The sequence below is a fragment of the Psychrosphaera sp. B3R10 genome (assembly GCF_018861025.1).
Lineage (GTDB): Bacteria > Pseudomonadota > Gammaproteobacteria > Enterobacterales > Alteromonadaceae > Psychrosphaera > Psychrosphaera algicola.
Window position 1 is genome coordinate 130,633 of record NZ_JAHKQH010000042.1, and the last position, 18,443, is coordinate 149,075.

Below are 18,443 nucleotides of genomic sequence, written 5' to 3' on the forward strand. Positions count from 1 at the left end.
CTATAGGTTTTTGTTAGTTTTGTGGCTCAAAAGAGCTGTAATTTGGTTTAAAAGCCTAACATTACCTTTAGGCTCCCAATTTAAATGGGACAATGAACCAAATCAACCATTTAGTTTATTATTTTTGGTAACAACAAATTTTAGATTAGCAATTTAGTAAAATTGCTAAAATTGTTCAGTTGCAATAAGTGAACGCAAATATCCTTAAAGGAAAAGTAGATGTCTAAGCTCGAAATGAACTTTGCCACAAGATTTTTATTTACGATGGCCTGTTTAATTATTTTATTGGCAGGAATAAAAGCGGCGAGCGCCATTTTAGTTCCATTTTTGTTATCCATGTTTATCGCCATTATTGCCAATCCACTAGTTAATAAACTAATTGCACTTCGGATCCCTCGAGTCTTTGCTGTGCTCATTATTTTGAGTCTATTAGTCGGTGCTGGAATGTCCATCGCTGGCGTTGTTGGGCAATCGTTTAATGACTTTTCACAGTCGCTGCCTGTTTACCAAGCAAAGTTATCTAATGAGCTCGAGTGGATAGTGAACAAACTTGCGTTATTTGATATTCATGTAGATCAATCGTTACTGACTCAATACTTTAATCCGAGTATTGCTATGCAAATGGTTGGCAATTTATTAAGTGGATTTGGCGGTGTTATGGCCAATTTATTTTTAATCATTCTTACCGTTGTTTTTATGTTGTTTGAAGCGCCGGATGTATCTAAGAAGGTTCATATTGCATTAGACGATCCTACAATGAAAATGCGTCATGTAGACCGCTTTTTAGAGTCTGTAAATAGTTATCTCGCGATTAAATCTCTAGTCAGTTTAGGAACCGCGACAGCGGTTGGCGTCTTATTGTGGATATTAGATATTGATTACGTATTGCTTTGGTCTGTGTTGGCATTTTTGTTTAATTTCATTCCTAACATAGGATCAATTATTGCTGCTGTGCCAGCGGTACTGCTTGCCATTGTTGTCCAAAGTCCAGCGGTTGCGGGCATTTTGGCGTTAGGCTATATTGCGATTAACACGATTTTTGGCAATGTCATTGAACCTAAATTTATGGGCCGTGGTTTAGGTTTATCAACTTTGGTTGTATTTTTATCTTTGATATTTTGGGGATGGTTATTAGGCACTGTCGGAATGTTACTTTCTGTACCCCTTACGATGATAGTAAAAATTGCGCTTGAGGCAAATGCCGACAGTCGTTGGTTAGCTTTGTTATTGAGTAATGTTGATGATACTGAGCTTAAAAATTCATAACAGAGTAAGAGTGACTCAGGTTCAAAGTACGCTCAAATTCAACGGCGTTGGAACATAGGCTGATTGGCATTGATTAGACTGAGGCGTTTATGCTGTACTTACAAAAGTATTGTGGCTTTTGGCAAGTACAGCGCAATTTAGACGTTTAGTGGCTTAAGAATGAAGCAAGTTGTCTAACAATCCTGTTACTTTATTTGAAGCCTGTTCCATTTTATTGAGCCTATTTATTGCCTCTGCTTTATCACCTTTTTCAAGTTGTTTTAACGCCTCTAGTCCGAACTTATGCACTTGGCGGTGAGGTTCATCAATATGCATAAAGGTTGTGTTACTGCCAAATTTACTCTTACCTTCAGTTACATACCATTGACCAAGACGACACGACGAGTGGTCGGCAAATTCGTTAATTGATTTCGAACTAAGCCCTGCAGCGACCGCATATACATCACCTTTCCAAACCACATGATCTAACTTAACGGTTTGAATAAACGATTGCATTGTGGCTGACTCAATTGTTGATTTCATTTGATTACAAACACCAATGATGTTGCTGTAATCTTCATTTAATGTATTTACGCCGTTAGACAAGTCTCGGTTGCTTAATTGAATTCGATCAACTGAGGTAACAGTTTCATTGGTCGAGCGGATAATTTCATTTACGAGATCAGACACTTCGTTTGCAGATTCATTCGTGTTGTTCGCCAACGCACGAACTTCATCGGCAACAACAGAGAAGCCGCGACCCGCTTCCCCCGCACGCGCTGCTTCAATGGCTGCATTAAGTGCTAATAAATTGGTTTGGTCCGAAATTTTTGAAATAGTGGATACAAAGGTATTAATTTTATCAGCCATTTCAGATAAGCCTGAAATATTGGTTGTCATCGAACCCATTTGGTCGCCAAGACCCGCCATGCCACCAACGATTGAATTTAGTGCATTTGATGAGGTATCAAACAGTTCATTAATCAATGCGATAGAGCGACTTTCTTCCTCTATTTGTTGAAATGATACTGCAACCGCTTCTCGAACCGATTTTATTTGCTCGAACGAGTCAACCGTACAGGCTAATAACTGTGCGTCAAATTCATTAAACGACTGATCAAACGCATTTTTTTCATTTTGTAACTCCAAAATAAGTTCGTCTGCATTGGTTACCGTTTGGTTTAACGATACAATTTCAGCCTTAAGCCGAGTATTCTCTGATGACAAAGCGTCAAATCTAGATTTTGAAACAAACATATGAATGATCTTCTTTTAATTAATTATTTTGGTTTATCGGCCTTTTATCGCTAATATTTAACTTTATATTAATTAAAGTAATTTTCTATCAGCAGACATGTGTTATTAATTATAGACAGGTTTTAAATAAAAAGGAGAGGTTGTGTTTACCCTAATAGCCAAATTATTAAATGTACTTAATTCAGATTCAGAGCCGAAACATCTGGCACTCGCCATTGTGTTAGCAATGTTAGCAGGTTTTAATTCCATCATGAGCGTTTTTGGTGTTTTTATTTTATTATTAATGATTGTTTTGCGAGCGAATTTGACCGTTTTCATTGCAATGCTCGCGGTGTTTAGTGGCTTGAAGTTGTTATTCATTACGTTTATTTCAGATTTTGGTGGTTATTTATTGCAACTTCCATCGTTAGTTTCAACTTGGACAGAGCTATATCAGGCTACCTGGTTTAGATTTTCGGAACTTTATAATAGTGCCGTTATGGGACAATTAGTGAGTTCGATTATATTAATCGTTCCAATTTATGCGTTGTCGTATTGGTTAATTGTTAAGTATCGCTTAGCAATGAAACACTTTGTCGAGCGTTTTAAAATTGTTCAAAGTTTAAAAGCAAGTAAGTTTTACCAAATCTATCTAAGCGTTCAATCTGCGTAGTCGAATAGGGAAATAAGTTTCATGAGTAAAAAAGAAGTAGCGAAAAAAAGCGCAGAAGTGGAAGGCCAGGTCGACGAGAATAAAGAGGCTGACGCTAAAGCAAAGGCGAAACCAAAAGGGTTACTCAGAGTTGGTGGGATAGGTGGCGTTGCCGTCATAGCAGCGGCTGTTTATTTTGGTATTAATCCAGCCGCAAAATTTGGGCTACAAATGGCGTTAGAGTCGACTTTTGGCACGGAAACAGAAATAGAAGCAGTCAATGTTAGTTGGTCTCCATTTGGGTTAACAATAGAAAACCTACAACAAACCGATCCTGATAACTTAAACCGTAATCTGTTCCAGTTTAACCAAGCAGAAGTACAAGTCAGACCCCTAGATTATTTGATGGGTAATACAGTAATCGACAGTTTAAAAGTAGTTGAATTACAATTTGACGGTGCAAGAGCAGAACCCGGTGTCCGTATCGTTAAAGATGACCAATCAGCAGATACGTCACAAGGGACTGATTCTGATACAACGGAAAATGACCAACAAGAAGGGATGTCATTCCCAAGTTCTAAAGAACTCTTAGCCAAAGCAGATCTACAAACCGAAATTAAAGCGAAAAATTTTCAACAGGTTTGGAAAACACAAAGCAGCGAGTTAAAGTCGGTTTATAAGGACCTCCCGGATAAAGGTTCGGTGAAAAGTTATGAACAACAATGGCAAGAAATTGAAGATACCGAAATATCATCATTAGATGATTTAAAAGTTTTGAAGGAAAAAGTTGCCAAACTCAAAGCTGAAATAAATGCGGATAGGCTAAAAATTAAGACCGCGAAAGCAAAATACAAAACTAGCAAAGCCGAAATAGATCAGGCTTATAATGAGTTAAAAGACGCACCTGGACAAGACTGGGAGTCGATTAAAAAAACATTGCCTATTGATGATCCAAATACTCTAGCGATAAGCCAATTGTTGTTTGGTGATAAAATCACTTCTTATTTAGAGCAGGGTATGGGGTTCTATACCACCGCTAAACCGTATTTGGATAACTACCTTAAAAATAAAAAAGCGGAAGAGGCTGAGCCAGAGGTTATAGTCGGTGAAAACATTGTCTTTCCTTTAAACGACCCATTGCCAACGTGGTTGATAGTTGATGCGGAAATTAGCCTAACATTAAGTGGTAAATCTTGGTTGGTAACTGCAAGTGAGATTACGAGTGAATCTTATGTGCGTAATATTCCGGGTGAATATGTTATGTCGCACGTTGCAAAACAAGGCGGCAGCATAAATATCGAAGGGACTTTTTTTGCGGCACAAGACGCTAAGTTTACCACAGACGGTAAATGGAATATGTCGGAGCTAGCCGTAAATAATTACTCAATCGCTGGTGATTCAGACTTATCATTAGAGTTGGAACACGGAAAACTGCTGGGTTCGGGCACATTCGAATATGAGAACGAATTAAATTCAGAGCATCTATTAGCGTTCAGTGAAACAATATTTTCGGGTAATGGGACTGGAGATTTTGCTGAAATTTTATTGGATTCATTATCGAGTGTAGACCAGTTTAATATCAATATGAACGTCAGTGGTAAATTGAAATCACCTGATTTAGCCGTAGATTCTGACCTTGATAATAAAGTAAATAGTGCCTTTAGAGCGGCTGTCAAAAAAGAGTTTAAAAAAGTTGAAAGCGAAACCAAAGCTGAATTGAGTCAAAAGGTTGAGCAAAACCTAACGGAAAAAGCCCCTGAGTTACAAAAGCTTAGAGACTTTGGCAAAGATTTAGATGAATGGGAGTCAACTCTCAAAAATAAAGCGGAAGACAAAATTGATGCGCTGATAGACAACAAAAAACAGCAATTCGAAGATAAAATAAAAAAAGAAGCCGAAGACAAAATTAAAGATAAATTAGAAGACAAAGTTAAGGACAAACTTAAAGGATTTAAGTGTTGTGAATAATATGGTGTTCAGCCTTTAAAACGGTGAAATTTACTGAGCGTAAAAGCGTCTAATATTGTCATTAGGCGCTTTTTATTATCAATAGATTTAACTTGCTCTTTTGTTTTGCATTTTTTTACAAAATCACTAAACTGGTCTTACCTTACTCATCTTACCAGTTGCCTTATGTCAATCGAATCAATACTAAACAAAATGTCCGAAAAGCAGGACAGCTATGAATTAACCATTCCCGTCACCTGGGGCCAAGGTCGTACTGCATTTGGTGGGATATCCGCTGCTGTTTGTTTTCAAGCGGCACAAAATCTTATTGTAGACCAACGCACACCGCGTTCGTTTCATTGTAATTTTATTGGTCCGGTCACCTGTGGTGAGCCACTGAAAGTCACGGCAGAAATATTAAGAACCGGCAAGAATGTGACTCAGATAGTGGCCTCAGTTTTACAAAACGACCGAGTTTGTGTCATGGCTCAGATCTGTTTTGGTATCAGTCGTGGATCAATATTGCATAAACCCGATACAACTAAACACGCCTTAACGGTTCCCAAAAAAGGTAACTTCCTACCTCAAATTCCAAAGCTTGTTCCTAAGTTTATACAACATTTTGAACTCGCGGTGGAGAAGGGCAGTTTATCCCTAGGTAAATCCGATGACCCTGTGTTACACGGATGGTCCAAATTAAAACACCCACCGGCTCAAATGACATATGCGTGCTTAATTGCAGTAATGGATGCATGGCCACCAACGATGTATCAAATGAAACGGATCCCAGCTCCGGCAAGCACCATGAGTTGGGATGTTGAATTTATTGCACCAATCGATGATTTAAATGGTGAAGAATGGATTGCGAGTGTAAATGAAGCCCGCCATATTGAAGATGGTTATGGTCATGAAGAGTCAACGTTTTGGGCCCCAGATGGCAGGGTTCTGGCGTATTCTCGACAGGTTGTGGCGATATTTGCGTAAATTTATTGCTCTGTAGCGCCCTTATCTGTCTTGCAAGCAGGCTTTTCTAAGAACTGCAGACGGCTATTTCATTTAAAGGCGATTTACTTTTATCAGCATGGTTTTAAATTTTGATTATAATCTTCACCGGCTACAGCATAGTGATGGGCTGAGGCTTTTAATAACTCAACTTGTTGGTCCGATACGCTTTTGATTACTTTACCAGGACTACCCACGACCAGTGAATTGTCTGGGATTTGTGTGTTTTCGGTAATTAACGCGCCTGCACCAATTATGCAGTTTTTACCAATGTTCGCGCCATTTAAGATTATGGCGCCAATACCAATTAAGCTTCTATCACCTATAGTACAACCATGTAACATTGCTTTGTGGCCGACGGTAACAGAGTGTCCAACATTTACTGGGTATCCCTCATCGACATGTACAATGCAACCATCTTGAATATTGGTGTTGTCGCCAATGTGGATTGAGTCGGAATCGGCTCGCAAAACAGCATGAAACCAGATGCTGACACCAGTACCCATATGGACATCACCAATAACGTCGGCAGAGGGGGCGATAAAGATATTTTGGCCTTGCTTGGTCGGGCGTTTGTTGTTTATTTCAAATTCCATAATAAAACCGTTAACAATGAAGACATTGATAATTATACTAGCGGTAATTCGACGAACTGTCTTTAACAATGGTGTAGATATGGATTTAAGTAGTTTAAGACGAGAGTATTGCCTAGATAACCTGAATGAAAATGACGTATTGCCAGATCCAATGGCTCAGTTTGAAGTTTGGTTACAGCAAGTCATTAGCGCAGGGTTAAATGACCCAACGGCTATGGTTGTCGCCACGGTCGATGAGGCAGGGCAACCGTCGCAACGTATTGTATTGTTAAAGCAATCAGACCAAGATGGGTTTGTCTTTTTCACCAATTTGGGCAGTCGTAAAGCGCAGGAAATAAAGCAAAATTCTAAAGTTTGTTTGCATTTTCCTTGGCATAGTTTAGAACGACAGGTTATTGTTTATGGCGAAGCACAAAGATTGAGCTTAAAGCAAGACATGAGCTATTTTCTTTCTCGACCTAAAGCGAGCCAACTTGCTGCATGGGCATCACACCAGTCTCATCCGGTTAAGTCTCGTGATGTATTGATGAGTACGTTTGAGCAAATGAAAAATAAGTTTAAAACCGGTGATATCTCAGCGCCAACTTTTTGGGGGGGATTTCGAATAGTGCCAACCAAAGTGGAATTTTGGCAAGGTGGCGAACATCGTTTACACGATAGGATCTTCTACCAAAAAATCGACAATAATTGGACCATATCGAGACTTGCTCCATAACTCAATGATATTGAGTTTAAACAAGAACCTCCTTCAAAAAAGGACACATTGTTGATAGACAGCCATTGTCATTTAGATTTTAGCCAATTTGATCAAGACCGAGACGCGGTATTAGAACGTGCTGCACTTGTTGGGGTTACTGACTTTATTATTCCGGGGGTAACTCGTCGCCATTGGCAACGTCAGATTGACTTGTGCCGACGGACCGAAGGTTTTCACTTTGCATTGGGTTGTCATCCGTATTACATAAATGAGTTTGTTGAAACTGATTTAGACCTTCTATGTCAGCTTGCTAAGCAACGGGATTGCATTGCAATAGGGGAATGTGGGGTCGATAGCACTATCGTGGGTATTGAGAAGCAAATCGACATTTTTATTCAACATATTAAAATAGCCAATCAATTACAATTGCCCTTAATCGTTCATCACCGGCAGTCTCACCATCATATTTTCTCAGCATTTAAAATCTGTAAACCGAAATTTGGGGGCGTTATCCATGCTTTTAGTGGCAGTTTACAAGATAGCCTGAAATACATAGAACTGGGTTTTAAGTTGGGTATTGGCGGCACAATAACTTATCCGCGGGCAACAAAAACGCTGAAAGTGCTCAAAGAAATTATGCTTGAAGATATTGTTATTGAAACTGACAGTCCAGATATGCCAATAAATGGATTCCAGGGGAGTCGTAACGAGCCCGATAAGATATTACATGTCGTACAGTCGATTTCAGAAATAAAGGCACTAGAGGTCACACACGTCGTTGACGTAACTCGTCAAACAACAATTGAATTATTTAAATTACCCCTGACAAAATAACAACAACTTAACATTGTCAGATTGCCTAATCCGGCGTATCGCGAACAATATATGAATTGGCAGAAAATGGTCGCAATCCGATTGTTAATAAATAACCAATCATCCCTGCTAACAAGGCAATTAAAAGTGTTGTTTTACTAATTGTATGGACAAAAAGAGTGGCGTCCTGTTGTAGAGCTTTTGACATCACGGTAATACGCACAAACCCAATAAGTTCACCGAGTTCATTAGTGACATCGGTGACATAAGGTTTTGGGGACATATTGGCTAATTTGTCATTTAGTGGATTCAAAAATCGGTCTTTGGTACTTAATGCGTTTTCACTGCGACTTAAAACGACACCGCGATTATCGTAAACAACCATTTCAACAATATACTTGGATTTTAAAACTGACTCGGTCACGGTATTAAGCGCTTCGATATCGTTATTTTCGATGTAATGAGCAGCACTATGTGAAGATTGGACTAAAATGTTGTCAGCCAAAACCTGCGCATTTTCATTGATTAACGTTTGGCCATTAAAATTAATGCTCGCCCAAATATTTAAGGTGACAATGAGCAAAACGATAGCCGCAATAAGTTGTGAAAACTTTCGGTTTATCGATGACGTTTTTATGTAGGTTACTTTTTTACTCATTAATTAGCGCATTTACATCTAAGCTTTTTTAAATTCTGCGCATTTATTCGTTAAAAAGCAATCTGCTTTGTTATATTCTAGCAAGATATATAAAACCTAGTACTTATAACGTTGGAGCAAAAATGTTACAGAATGGCTTAAAAGAGAGCATTAAAATGGATACAAAGTCGCTTTTTGAAGCGGTTGATTTTATTGGTGTTGATTCATTATTCTCTGTAAAATTTGATCATAACGTCGCAACATTTGAGTCGTCTGAAAACGTTGTTAAAACCCGAACGAAATGTGTTTTATTTGGTGAGATTAATTGGTCTCATTATAAAGCATTAGTGAGTTATTTGGACGAGTTGTGTGGGAGTGGTGATCTAACGAGCGAAATTACATCTGTGGTCACCCATCAGTTTATTAAACCCACGGATGAATTACCCGGTGCCATTGCGTTGTATTTGTCGACTCCTTTAACTTCAGACAATCGCCTAAATTTAAGTCGTTGGGCAGAATCGCAATCGGTAGAAGTTTGTGTTGTTTCAAACGGACCAACATTGTCGGCACCTGGTCTAATTGTCATGGATATGGACTCAACTGCTATCCAAATAGAATGTATTGATGAAATTGCTATATTGGCAGGCGTTGGTGAAGAAGTCGCAAAAGTGACTGAACAAGCGATGCGCGGCGAACTTGATTTTGCAGAGAGTTTACGAGCTCGAGTTAAAACATTAACCGATGCTCCGGTCAGCGTTGTAGATGATGTAGCGAAAAACTTGCCGTTAATGCCGGGTCTTGAAAACTTAGTATCAGAGTTAAAACATAATGGTTGGAAAGTGGTTATCGCATCGGGCGGTTTTACCTACATGACCGAAGTGTTAAAGCAACAACTTGGTTTAGATAAAACCGTAGCTAATCAACTCGAAATGGTTGATGGAAAATTAACGGGTAATGTACTTGGTGACATCGTCGACGCACAGGCAAAAGCGGATACCGTTAATGAACTCGCTGTTGAATACAACATTCCAATGTCACAAACGATCGCAATGGGCGATGGTGCGAATGATTTGGTCATGATGGCGGCTGCCAATTTAGGCGTCGCGTTTCATGCAAAACCATTAGTGAGAGAAAAAGCTGATGTCAGTGTTAAAACTGGCGGATTAGATCAATTGTTATATTTACTGTAATAATCAATGAAAATTGTTCGCGGTTTGCTAAAATGCGCCGCGAAGATAGTCGTTAATCAAATTTAGGAAGTCAGATGTTACGCATTTACAACACATTAAGTCGACAGAAAGAAGAATTTAAGCCTTTGGTTCCTGGCAAAGTCGGCATGTACGTGTGTGGTATTACGGTTTATGACCTATTACACATGGGTCACGGCAGAACGTATGTCGCATTTGACGTTATGCAACGTTATTTTCGTTTTTTAAACTACGACGTGACATACGTCAGAAACATCACAGATGTTGATGATAAAATTATCCAACGTGCGGCAAAAAATAACGAAACGTGCGATGAGTTAACCAACCGTACGATTGCCATGATGCATGAAGACTTTGACGCATTAGGTATGTTACCTGCTGATATTGAACCGCGTGTTACCACGCACATGCCTGAAATTATTGATGTTATCCAACGTCTTATCGATAAAAATCATGCCTATGTTGCCGGTAACGGTGATGTATTATTTGAAGTTAGTACCTATGAAAAATACGGACAGCTTGGTCGTCAAGACCTAGACCAACTGGTTGCTGGTTCTCGTGTAGACGTCGAATCGAGCAAACGTGACCCACTTGATTTTGTATTGTGGAAATTAGCCAAGCCTGGCGAACCTAAATGGGATTCGCCGTGGGGCGAAGGCCGACCTGGTTGGCATATCGAATGTTCTGCAATGAACTCAAAGCACTTAGGTACACATTTTGATATTCACGGCGGTGGTTCAGACCTTACATTTCCACACCATGAAAACGAAATTGCCCAGTCATGCTGTGCATTTGATACACCGTATGTAAATTATTGGTTGCACTCAGGCATGGTTCAAGTGAATAACGAAAAAATGTCTAAATCATTAGACAATTTTTTTACCGTTCGTGAAGTGTTAAAGCAATATGATGCTGAGTCGATTCGTTATTTCTTGTTGTCTGGTCATTACCGCAGCCAGCTTAACTACAGCAGCGACAACTTAACACAAGCCCGCTCAAGTTTAGAACGTCTATATACTTCGTTACGCGGTGTTACGCCAAACTTAGACGTTGAAATGACTAATAATGTATTCGTTGATAAGTTCCGCACAGCGATGGACGATGACTTTAATACCCCAGAAGCGTTAGCTGTTTTGTTTGAATTGGCAAAACAACTTAATAAAGAAAAAGAAGCTAATGCAACGAGCGGTGACAATTTGGCAGCAGATACCGCTGGTTTATTAGTAAATCTAGGAAAGGTACTGGGTATGGTTCAAAACCCACCAGAAGCGTTTCTACAAGGTGAGCAAAACGATGACGACGTTGCTGAAATTGAATCTTGGATAACACGCAGAAATACAGCACGTGTTGAAAAAGATTGGGCTGCAGCAGATGAAGCACGAGATAAACTAAATGAACTTGGGGTTATTTTAGAAGATGGTCCAGGTGGCACAACCTGGCGTAAACTCTAAATTTTGACGCTATTTTTTCTCCGGTAAATATGCATTTGCAAGGGTAAAGCAGTGTTTGGATGAACCAACCAATAGATCATAAAAAAGGCCAGTTAATTAACTGGCCTTTTTATTGTTGATTGTAATTTTTATTATTTAGTGGCTAAACGCAGGTGCGTAGCCTGAACTCCAAAACATAGCAAACGCAGTCATAATACATACGAGCAAAATAAGTCCGCATGTAACAACTGAGCTAGCATAAATAAACCCTCGTTCCTCTGGGATGTGCATTAAAATTGGCACACCGGCGTAGAGCAAGTAAATTGAATAGGCGAGTGCACCTAAACCCACTAACATAACAAACCAAACCACTGGGAAAAGAGCAGCAAAACCGGCCATAAATAATGGTGTAGCGGTGTAAGCAGCAAGTTCAAGGGTTTGGGTATATGTCGGTTTTGACCCAAAAGTATGAGCCATCCAGTGAGCTAAATATCCAAGTAAAAAGACGCCAGCTATTAGTGAAAAATACATTCCGACACATAACATTAATGCCGATTCGGGAGACATTCTAAGGGGTTCACCAACGCCAACACTCCAACCCATTGTTGTTACTGAATAATAAGCACAGATTGCCGGTATCATTGCGATGATCATGATATGTGACATTGAATACTTAAAACTTTCGTGGCGATTATCAATTGTGTGCCACTCTTCGACTGGGTGCGCATAAAGCCCCCACAAATGGTTTAATATCATAATTCTTTTCCTTATTGGCTATTAAACACAAACTGCACATAAGCTGCGCAACATGTCTATGTTATGGGCAAAAATAGAATTTGAGTCAAGATTAGAATTGTTTAAAAAATGTTCGAGTTATACTAAATAGTTATTACCGCAATTACTCTAATATAGAGTATTAATTCTATTAATATCGCTAACTTACTAATAAACAAAGGAGTTGTATCTTCAAAATAGTGTACATAATTCTGCAGTCACTTTTTTCTTAATTTTTGAAATCAAAATTATTTGTAAAAAATATTCGATTATTATTTTCTAGGTCGCTGAATAACTTAAAATTTGTGATTGATTTTTGTACAGCTTAGTGTGTTCTGATTAATTAGCCAAATGGCAAACATACTTTTTGCTGCGGTTTTATGACCTAAAATACGTCAAATTGATTGCTTAAAATACATGTAGGGACGCTGAATCAACAGAGGAAGAAAGAGGTCGGTTTTGGGAAACGTCGGCCAAAAAATTGCTTGATTGGCCGAGGGTAAGAAATAACTTTTTAAGGTCTATTCTTTTTAGTCAAAAACACAGGGCGGGTTAAGTAAAATGATTTCTGAAGCGTATTGTTTTAATGCCTGCTGTACCGTTTCTTCCACATCGATTTCTGCAATATAGGGAAGTAAGTCAGCGGGTTCGCCAGTAATCGATTCATAAAAGACATATGCAGTCAGTAATTTTCCTATCAATGAAGCATGATTGCCGTCCCGGTTGTGTAATTTAAGTTGGGGTTCAATAATTATTGCTTTATCCCAAGTTAGTCCCACAGGGGCAACACAAGTTTTTTGGCGTTTTGCAATTTCAGAATGAATTTGATGAACTCTGCGGCCCTCTTCTCTGTTGCCTTTTTGTGGGTGTTCAGGAAATAGAATAGGGGTGATCTTTTGTTCCTTTGCTGTTGCAACCCATAATTCGGTGGCGGTCGTTGAGTATTTATGGGTGCCAGATTGGGAGTACTTTTGACCCTGCAAAATAAGATGAGTCCAGTCTTCGCTGGCAATTAAACTTGTCCTATGTTCCAGACTCGATTTATTGTCTAAAAAGCCTCCACCGCCATTAACGACTTTGATATGCGCGTCGGGATTGGCAGTACGCATTAATTGTCCTATTAATGTGTCTAATCCAACAATGTGGCTATTACCAAAAATTAGAATCTGATAGGTGCTTGAGAATCGATTATCGGGAATAGATAAATTTTCAGTTGTATTGTTGGTTTCTGCTTGTTCGTCAATTTGTTCGTCAATTTGAGCGTCAATAATTGACGGTGCATCTTTATTTTTGGTTATTTCTGAGCAAGCAGATAAAGAAAACAAAACGAGCAGAACACAATAAATTGTACGCATAACTATCCTTACTTAATTTTGACAGAAATCGGCTCCATTCAGCCATCAATGTAATTGTGACAGTGCCTTGATTTAACACAATAAACAGATGACAATGGTTTAATAATGAAATGATAATGATTGCAGGCAGTGGGGCTTTAATTGAATTATGAATTTGGTGGGGTAGTTGTTGACACAGCTCAAGTAACGTTATCAAAAAATGCAAAGTTACTTAATTGTGAACCCCGTGTTTTTGCACTTTTAGTGTATTTTTGCCAACACCCGCAAGAAGCCATTTCTAGAGAAGAGCTATTAACCCATGTATGGGATGGACGGATCGTAAGCGATGCTGCGGTAAATCGAGCCGTGGGTGAATTGCGTAAACTAATTGAAGACGACCCATCAAAGCCGCAGTGGATTAAAACCATCAGTAAAGTTGGATACAAATTTACGGTTTTACCGGCAATGATTGCGGATAATTCCAAAACTGATTATTCCAAAACGGATAATGGCACCATGCCAGAAACAGTAACGGAATTTACAGTAACTTCAGCGTTGACATCACCAACACCACGACAAACTCCGCAAAAAGAAGCACATGCCTCAGTAAATCAAGCAATTACAAGTCCTGTTAACATTAACTATTTTTGGGCTTGGTTAACGGCAGTGTTAATTTTAATCGTTGTGGTGTATCTCCAATATTTTGCTCAACCTAAACATTCCAACCGATTAGGTGTAGAAGGATGGCAACCTGTAACCACCTCAATGGGTAGCTCATTTAACCCTGACTACGATTCAAGTTCTGAAACGGCATTGTTTTTATATCGTAAAGATCCTAACGCCTATGCTCAAATTTATAAGAAAAACAAAGGCAAAGAAGCGCAGAGCGTAACCGACGATGAATATTATTATACCGACGTGATCCAAGGTAATGACGGGGCAATCTTTGCATCTAGGTTAAATAATTTACAACAGCGGAATTGCGAAATTGTCAAAATTGTTCCGGCTACTTTACAAAATGAACACATAATGGATTGTGGCAAAGGTACCGTTACACAATTAGAGTTTGATCAAAAATTTAATCAATTGTTTTATCAATATCGGCCGAGCGTTGCTGACCCTTACGCTATTTACAGTTATCAGTTAGATACGGGAAGAAAGCGACAAATCACCCATCCTTTACAGCAAGGCAATACTGTTGGCGACTATGTTTTTGCTCTATCTCCAAACAGTAAAGTGTTGGCCGTTGTAGAGTATAGTGGCGAAGCAGATGATAAAATTAAGTTAGTAGATATTAGTAATAACCAGGTTATCGCGACTAAGCCATTTATCAATAGTGTGTATGGCTTAGTCTGGCGGACAAACAAGCAGTTATTGGCATCAAATGCTGATGGTTTATATGAATTTACCCCTGACAACCTTAACTTAAATGTGACGGAGCAAAGCGACCAATACGGACGACTTGCACTTGGGCAAGATAACAATTCTGTGTTAACTGAACGCAGCCAATTAACAATTAATATTTTCCAGTATTCTGACTCAGGTAAAACCCTAACACCTTTAACAACTAGTAGAGGCGTCAGTTTGTCACCAATTTATGGTAATAAGTCAAATTTGTTAGCATTCAAGTCGGACCGCACGGGGCAAGAACAGGTTTATATCAAGGCGGATGGTGAAGTCGCCTATGTCGCCGCATTTCATAAGAAAATAGAGTTTATCAGTGCGATGGCTTGGTCACAAAATGATGAGCAGTTAGTTGCGAGTATTAATGGTGGGCTTTATGTATATTCAGTTGTAGATAACAACTGGCAGGCGATTGCAGAGCAGTTTAACCGAGTTCATCATGTAACATTTGCAGATCGAAGTATTTTGTTTAGTGCAGAGGTTGATGGACAATGGAATATATGGCAATACCTGGTGCAAAGTGGTGAAGTTAAACAACTGACTACAAAGGGGGGCTATAGTGTTCAAGAGGCAGGCAATAAGATTTATTTAACAAAGTTTAATCGTGAAGGATTATACGAGCTGAATTTAAAAACCAATGTTGAATCAGCCCTTATTCCCGACTTCCCTATTACCGGTTGGCGGCACTGGCAGTTACGCGAAAATAAAATATTTTATTTGTTAGATCAAACATACGTCGAGTTTGACCTAAGTACAGGCACTGAACACACTATTTATGAGTTTAGAGGTCGTAAACCGTATAGTTGCAATAAGTCTTTTCAAATGGGGTTATTTAGCTGCGATCAGGTTGAGTTCAGTACCAGTCATATATGGCAAGTTAAATTGCGCGAGTAAGATAAAGGCGAAGCAATTGTTCTTAAGCCATTAAAGATCAAAGCTGTTCACTATTACTTAGCAAAATTACTATGTTAAAATGCCAGCCCTATAAACCACATTCTGAGAAATAATTTTGTCATCTGATCTCGTCGCCCCAATTTTACAATTTTTAAAATGCGAAACGCCAGAAGAATGGGTGCATGAAGCGGCCAAAAAAGAAAACTTGCAGGTGATATTAATCGATCACTTAATTTGTGAGTTAAAAGCGGCGCAGTCGGCAATGTATTTGATCCGCAAATATGCAGTAGATAAAGAAAGCGGCAATGCTTTATTGGCCTGGCTTGAACCGTTTGAAACATTTATTTATAAAAGGGAAGGTGACTGGCGCTTATTGGCAGCAAAAAATACCCTGACAAAGTCGGTAATTCCCCGGTCAGATTCAAAATATGGACAAGATCTAGTCGATAAAATGGTGTTATTGATTAAAGAAGAACTTCACCACTTTTATCAGGTACTAGAGATGATGGATGAGTATGGCGTTGAGTATAAACATATTACGCCGGGGCGCTACGCGAAAGGAATGTTAAAACACGTTAAAACCCATGAACCTGAAACCTTGATAGATAAACTTATCTGTGGTGCATATATCGAGGCTCGCTCCTGTGAACGCTTTGCTAAACTAGCGCCACATGTAGATAAAAGGTTAGGGGATTTTTACGTGTCACTATTAAGGTCAGAAGCTCGACATTTCCAAGACTACCTCACTTTAGCCGAAGAAATAGCCGGTAAAAACCTATCAGACCGTGTCGCTTTTTTTGGTGAACGGGAAGCAGAACTCATAATTTCACCAGATACTGATTTAAAATTCCACAGTGGCTTGCCGCAACACTAATTTTTGCCCAAAATTTGAATTTTAGCTTGTTATTGATTGTTTATTTCAAAGCGGCATCGGTGCGTTTTCGATGACTTCTTTCATAACGAAGTAAGTTCTAAGTTGACGCACTTCAGGCAATGCTAACAACTTATCGCTATGCAATTTGTTAAAGTCGGTCATGTCTTTTGCCCGTATTTTTAACAAATAATCAAATTCACCCGCCACTAAATAACATGACAAGACAATTGATAGTTTTTTAATGGCCGTTTCAAAGTTTGAAAAGCTTTCAGGTGTTGACCTGTCTAAAACAACGCCGACCATTACTAATGCACTTAACTCTATAGCCTCTGGTGCTACTTGAGCGCGAACTGATTGAATTATCTTCAAATCAATTAAACGTTGAGTTCGGCGATAACAAGTCGCAGCGCTAACATTTACCTTATCAGCAAGGTCTGCATTTGAGATTCGCCCATCTTGTTGCAGTAATTTAAGTATTTTTTTATCAATTTTATCTAAATCAGGTTTGGTTGATTCTTTCATTTTTGGTTCTTAATATTGTTTATTGTTTCGTTATCTCTTTCTTTAAGGTCTTATGTGAACATAAATTAACAATATTAGAAAGCACCTTTCGTTACAATGTTGGTAGTCTTTATTTCGACGTAAGAAATTGAATTGGAGACTGTAAATGTTAGAAAACTTTGAACGATACCCACTTACATTTGGCAAAACGCCGATAGAACACCTTCCAAGGTTAACCGAAACGTTAGGAGGTAAAGTGGAAATATACGCTAAGCGTGAAGACTGTAATTCGGGATTGGCAATGGGCGGCAACAAATTAAGAAAATTAGAATATATCGTACCGGATGCTATTAAGTCTGGAGCCGATACTTTAGTTTCAATTGGCGGTGTGCAGTCTAATCATACTCGTATGGTCGCGGCGACTGCGGCTAAATTGGGCATGAAATGTAAGTTAGTGCAGGAAAGTTGGGTGCCACATGACGATGCCGTGTATGACCGAGTCGGTAATATTTTGATGACACGTTTGATGGGAGCCGACTGTCAGATGGTTGATGAAGGTTTTGATATTGGAATACGCAGCAGTTGGGAAGATGCGATGCAGTCTGTACGTGATGAAGGAGGCATTCCCTACGGAATCCCTGCTGGTGGCTCTGTACACAAATATGGAGGTTTAGGTTATGTTGCTTTTGCCGAGGAAGTCAGGGAGCAGGAAAAAGAATTAGGATTTACGTTTGATTATATAGTGGTCTGTGTCGTTACTGGTTCAACGCAAGCCGGTATGATTGTTGGCTTTAAAGTGGATGGTCGAGCGTCAAAAGTGATTGGCATTGACGCTTCAGGCACGGTTGAGCAAACCCGAGAACAAGTAAAACAAATCGCCTATAATACCGCTGAATTAATTGGACTTAAAATGGGGATTACGGATGAAGATATACACATTAATCCAGATTATGCCTATCCTGCTTATGGTGTCCCTAGCGCTGAAACAAACGAGGCTATGCGACTTGCAGCACGCACTGAGGCGATGATCACAGATCCTGTTTATGAAGGAAAATCAATGCAAGGGTTAATTGACTTAGTGAAAAAAGATTATTTTCCAATTGGCAGCAAAGTCCTTTATGTCCATTTAGGTGGTGTTCCGGCAATTAACGGATATAGCTACACCTATCGAAATGGTTAGTAGGAAACAGAAACAGTTC

Annotated in this window: 17 protein-coding genes; 11 read left to right on the forward strand and 6 right to left on the reverse strand. The window is 39.1% G+C overall.

Annotated elements, in window-relative coordinates:
- Nucleotides 1–219 precede the first annotated feature (219 nt).
- Complete coding sequence (locus tag KO525_RS16065; protein WP_215964847.1) at nucleotides 220–1,266, forward strand: AI-2E family transporter; 1,047 nt, start codon at nucleotides 220–222, stop codon at nucleotides 1,264–1,266.
- A 153-nt stretch (nucleotides 1,267–1,419) separates the two neighbouring features.
- On the opposite strand, the gene KO525_RS16070 is transcribed toward KO525_RS16065, so the two are convergent.
- Nucleotides 1,420–2,502, reverse strand: a complete 1,083-nt coding sequence (locus KO525_RS16070) for a methyl-accepting chemotaxis protein (protein ID WP_215964848.1) — start codon at nucleotides 2,500–2,502, stop codon at nucleotides 1,420–1,422.
- A 142-nt stretch (nucleotides 2,503–2,644) separates the two neighbouring features.
- Between KO525_RS16070 and KO525_RS16075 the strand changes: the two genes are divergently transcribed.
- From KO525_RS16075 to KO525_RS16085, 3 genes are all read left to right on the forward strand, one after another.
- Nucleotides 2,645–3,154 (forward strand): TIGR03546 family protein, encoded by a 510-nt coding sequence (locus tag KO525_RS16075; protein ID WP_215964849.1) that lies wholly within the window; start codon nucleotides 2,645–2,647, stop codon nucleotides 3,152–3,154.
- 21 nt (nucleotides 3,155–3,175) lie between these two features.
- Nucleotides 3,176–5,101, forward strand: coding sequence for a TIGR03545 family protein (locus KO525_RS16080; RefSeq protein WP_215964850.1), 1,926 nt, complete (start codon nucleotides 3,176–3,178; stop codon nucleotides 5,099–5,101).
- A 165-nt stretch (nucleotides 5,102–5,266) separates the two neighbouring features.
- Nucleotides 5,267–6,064 (forward strand): thioesterase family protein, encoded by a 798-nt coding sequence (locus KO525_RS16085; protein ID WP_215964851.1) that lies wholly within the window; start codon nucleotides 5,267–5,269, stop codon nucleotides 6,062–6,064.
- A gap of 92 nt (nucleotides 6,065–6,156) precedes the next feature.
- On the opposite strand, the gene KO525_RS16090 is transcribed toward KO525_RS16085, so the two are convergent.
- Complete coding sequence (locus KO525_RS16090; RefSeq protein WP_215964852.1) at nucleotides 6,157–6,678, reverse strand: gamma carbonic anhydrase family protein; 522 nt, start codon at nucleotides 6,676–6,678, stop codon at nucleotides 6,157–6,159.
- Between the two features lie 79 nt (nucleotides 6,679–6,757).
- Between KO525_RS16090 and pdxH the strand changes: the two genes are divergently transcribed.
- Both pdxH and KO525_RS16100 read left to right on the forward strand, forming a co-directional pair.
- The gene (gene pdxH, locus KO525_RS16095) at nucleotides 6,758–7,393 is read left to right on the forward strand and encodes a pyridoxamine 5'-phosphate oxidase (RefSeq protein WP_215964853.1); all 636 of its coding nucleotides are present in this window, start codon (nucleotides 6,758–6,760) and stop codon (nucleotides 7,391–7,393) included.
- Between the two features lie 51 nt (nucleotides 7,394–7,444).
- A complete protein-coding gene (locus tag KO525_RS16100) occupies nucleotides 7,445–8,209 on the forward strand; it encodes a TatD family hydrolase (RefSeq protein ID WP_215964854.1) in 765 nt (254 codons plus the stop codon).
- A gap of 25 nt (nucleotides 8,210–8,234) precedes the next feature.
- Here the strand turns inward: KO525_RS16100 and KO525_RS16105 are convergent, their stop codons facing one another.
- Nucleotides 8,235–8,846 (reverse strand): AhpA/YtjB family protein, encoded by a 612-nt coding sequence (locus KO525_RS16105; RefSeq protein ID WP_215964855.1) that lies wholly within the window; start codon nucleotides 8,844–8,846, stop codon nucleotides 8,235–8,237.
- A gap of 122 nt (nucleotides 8,847–8,968) precedes the next feature.
- On the opposite strand from KO525_RS16105, the gene serB reads away from it, so the two are divergent.
- Both serB and cysS read left to right on the forward strand, forming a co-directional pair.
- The gene (gene serB, locus KO525_RS16110) at nucleotides 8,969–10,015 is read left to right on the forward strand and encodes a phosphoserine phosphatase SerB (protein WP_252736561.1); all 1,047 of its coding nucleotides are present in this window, start codon (nucleotides 8,969–8,971) and stop codon (nucleotides 10,013–10,015) included.
- 74 nt (nucleotides 10,016–10,089) lie between these two features.
- Entirely contained in the window at nucleotides 10,090–11,484 is a 1,395-nt protein-coding gene (gene cysS / locus KO525_RS16115) for a cysteine--tRNA ligase (protein ID WP_215964856.1), read from the forward strand.
- 135 nt (nucleotides 11,485–11,619) lie between these two features.
- Here the strand turns inward: cysS and KO525_RS16120 are convergent, their stop codons facing one another.
- A complete protein-coding gene (locus tag KO525_RS16120) occupies nucleotides 11,620–12,219 on the reverse strand; it encodes a Yip1 family protein (RefSeq protein ID WP_215964857.1) in 600 nt (199 codons plus the stop codon).
- A 548-nt stretch (nucleotides 12,220–12,767) separates the two neighbouring features.
- On the reverse strand, nucleotides 12,768–13,592 hold the full coding sequence (locus KO525_RS16125; RefSeq protein ID WP_215964858.1) for a hypothetical protein: 825 nt from the start codon (nucleotides 13,590–13,592) through the stop codon (nucleotides 12,768–12,770).
- 141 nt (nucleotides 13,593–13,733) lie between these two features.
- Here KO525_RS16125 and KO525_RS16130 point away from each other — a divergent pair, with 141 nt between their 5' ends.
- Complete coding sequence (locus KO525_RS16130) at nucleotides 13,734–15,869, forward strand: winged helix-turn-helix domain-containing protein (protein ID WP_215964859.1); 2,136 nt, start codon at nucleotides 13,734–13,736, stop codon at nucleotides 15,867–15,869.
- Nucleotides 15,870–15,981: 112 nt separating this feature from the next.
- Entirely contained in the window at nucleotides 15,982–16,743 is a 762-nt protein-coding gene (miaE, locus tag KO525_RS16135; RefSeq protein ID WP_215964943.1) for a tRNA isopentenyl-2-thiomethyl-A-37 hydroxylase MiaE, read from the forward strand.
- A 45-nt stretch (nucleotides 16,744–16,788) separates the two neighbouring features.
- Here the strand turns inward: miaE and KO525_RS16140 are convergent, their stop codons facing one another.
- Nucleotides 16,789–17,265 carry an Lrp/AsnC family transcriptional regulator gene (locus tag KO525_RS16140; RefSeq protein WP_215964860.1) on the reverse strand — a complete coding sequence of 159 codons (477 nt, stop codon included), beginning with the start codon at nucleotides 17,263–17,265 and terminating at the stop codon, nucleotides 16,789–16,791.
- Nucleotides 17,266–17,410: 145 nt separating this feature from the next.
- Between KO525_RS16140 and KO525_RS16145 the strand changes: the two genes are divergently transcribed.
- On the forward strand, nucleotides 17,411–18,424 hold the full coding sequence (locus KO525_RS16145; protein ID WP_215964861.1) for a 1-aminocyclopropane-1-carboxylate deaminase: 1,014 nt from the start codon (nucleotides 17,411–17,413) through the stop codon (nucleotides 18,422–18,424).
- The last annotated feature ends 19 nt before the right edge of the window (nucleotides 18,425–18,443 follow it).